Source organism: Pseudofrankia coriaricola (assembly GCF_001854805.1).
In the GTDB taxonomy this organism is placed as follows: Bacteria; Actinomycetota; Actinomycetes; order Frankiales; family Frankiaceae; genus Pseudofrankia.
This window is the reverse complement of record NZ_MBLO01000179.1, coordinates 1-2,125: the sequence shown is the minus strand read 5'-3', so window position 1 is coordinate 2,125 and position 2,125 is coordinate 1. Positions and strand designations below refer to the sequence as shown.

General features: G+C 68.3%; 2 protein-coding genes and 1 pseudogene. 2 read left to right on the top strand and 1 reads right to left on the bottom strand.

The annotated features are described in order from the left end of the window. The first annotated feature begins 180 nt into the window (after positions 1 to 180). Together BCD48_RS21305 and BCD48_RS52400 are read left to right on the top strand one after the other, a co-directional pair. Positions 181 to 642 (top strand): annotated as a pseudogene (locus BCD48_RS21305) (molybdenum cofactor biosynthesis protein MoaE). A gap of 484 nt (positions 643 to 1,126) precedes the next feature. Continuing rightward, positions 1,127 to 1,594: a CBS domain-containing protein gene (locus tag BCD48_RS52400; RefSeq protein ID WP_071050164.1), complete on the top strand. Its 468-nt coding sequence runs from the start codon at positions 1,127 to 1,129 to the stop codon at positions 1,592 to 1,594. Positions 1,595 to 1,784: 190 nt separating this feature from the next. On the opposite strand, the gene BCD48_RS21295 is transcribed toward BCD48_RS52400, so the two are convergent. After that, positions 1,785 to 2,125: transposase (locus BCD48_RS21295; protein ID WP_116271607.1), on the bottom strand; the 341-nt coding region annotated here is incomplete at its 5' end.

Below are 2,125 nucleotides of genomic sequence, written 5' to 3'. Positions count from 1 at the left end.
CTCCCCGACGCTGCCCACAGACAGGAAAACCCAGATCAAAACACAGGTCGCTGATCACGCGAGGCAACCCGCCAACCCCGTGAACGATCCAGGCCAGCGCAAGGCGTCCCACGACACCATACGATTCAGGAGACTCGATTGCCCCACTGGTACGCAGACAGCCCTGTACCACGCCATCCGGTGAGCCCGGACGCCAGGGCGCGGCCACGCGCCGTCACTGCCGAGATCCGGACGAGCCCGCTGTCGATCGATGAATGCCTCGCCGCGGCGAGGACGCGCACGGTAGGAGGCATCGCCCTCTTCGTCGGGCTCGTCCGGGACGACGACCAGGGGCGGCCCGTGGCAGAGCTGGACTACACGGCTCATCCCTCGGCTCAGTCCGAGCTCGCGAGGGTGGCCGACGAGATCGCGGCGATCGACGGCGTGCAGACCGTGGCCGTGCTGCACCGCGTGGGACGGCTGTAGGTGAGTGATCTCGCGGTGGTGACGGCCGTGGGCGCGGCGCACCGGGCGGAGGCATTCACCGCATGCCGGCGCCTGATCGACGAGGTCAAAGCCCAGGTGCCCATCTGGAAGCACCAGCTCTACACCGACGGACCGTCGGAATGGATCGGTGCCTGCTCGCCGCCAGACAACGACTGAATGCCGCCTTGGGCGGTGTTTCGGTGGGGTCGATTTTGGCGAGGATTCGAGGCCGATGCAGCGGTGGTTCTCGGTCCATTCGTCGTTCCGCTCGGCGAGAACGGCGCCGACGAGGCGGACGACGACGTCACGGCTCGGGAAAATGCCGACGATGGCGGCCATGAGCCCCGATGTTCTCGTCGCGGGCGCACGGCCCTTCCCGGCGGTGAGCCCGCGTGGAATCTGCCAGACCGTAGCTGCCGTGGGAGACGAATCGTGGCGCCGTCGGGGTTGGCCGTGGCCGGGTCAACGGCCAGACGCGTCAACCGGACAGACGGGGCGGATTCATTCGTCTAGGCTGAAAGAACAGGCTGCCGGGGCGTCCACCGTTGTGGCAGCTGGCAACCGTAAGGAGATCTACCCGAGTCGTAGGAGGAATCGTGATCACTCATCGTCCCAACGCGTGCGCGCCGCGGCCGAGGCCCGTCGTGCTAGGAGACTTCCGATGATTACCACGACCTGGCCCGCGCGAGACCTCGAAAGCGAACGGGCGGCCCGGCGGGCGCTGACGGGCCTACGCGTTGCGGACGCGATGCTGCGCGAACCGGAGCTGCACGGGCCAGGCACCACGGTCGGCCAGCTGCGGGAATTCTTCGAGGATGACCATGTCCACGCTGCGGTCGTCGTCGATGCCGGCCGCCGGCTGCTGGCCGTCGTGGAACGCGCAGATCTGGCCGCCGGCGGGCCAGCCAGGGACCTGGCCACTACCGCCGGTCGGTGTGAGGGCCGCACAGTTGCCGCCTCCGCCGACCTGATCACGGTTTGGGAGGCGGCGCGGGCAGCCGGGCGGCGCCGGCTCGCCGTCGTCGACGAGGCCGGGACGCTTCTGGGCCTGCTGGCGCTAAAGCGCACGGGCCTGGGTTTCTGCTCCGAGGCCGACGTCCTCGCCCGGCGGGAGGACCGCCCGAAGTAGCGCCGAGCCCGGACCACACGGCGCCCTGTTGACCGCGCCACCGCCGCCGAGGACGGCCCGATGTCTTTCGATGCCGGCGAACGACCGAACAGGACAAGCCAGCCACACACCCGGGCGAAGATTGGATAAAGCAGGGGTACGGACATAGTTGACCATCATGCCGACGGTCGGGCCGTCACATCAGCCCAGCTTACTGACGTTGAACTCGCGAGGTGACCAGCTGTGGGGGTTCGAGTTGTAGGCCGGTTCCGGTCAGGAAGCCCGCGAGCAGGTCAGGGCGGTACTGGAGGCGTTTGATCGCGGTCCTGATGACGTGGATCAGGTGGTCCAGGCCGTGCGCGGCGAGGTTGGCCAGCGTCCCGGTCTTCAGATAGGCCCAGAGGCTTTCCACCGGGTTGAGTTCGGGGGCGTAGGCCGGTAGCCAGGCCACGTCCAGCCAGTCGGCGTGGTGTTCGACGAACGTGCGGGTCAGCGCGGCGTGGTGGGCGGGCAGGTTGTCCCACACCACCGTGATCTTGCCGGGGAGCTGGT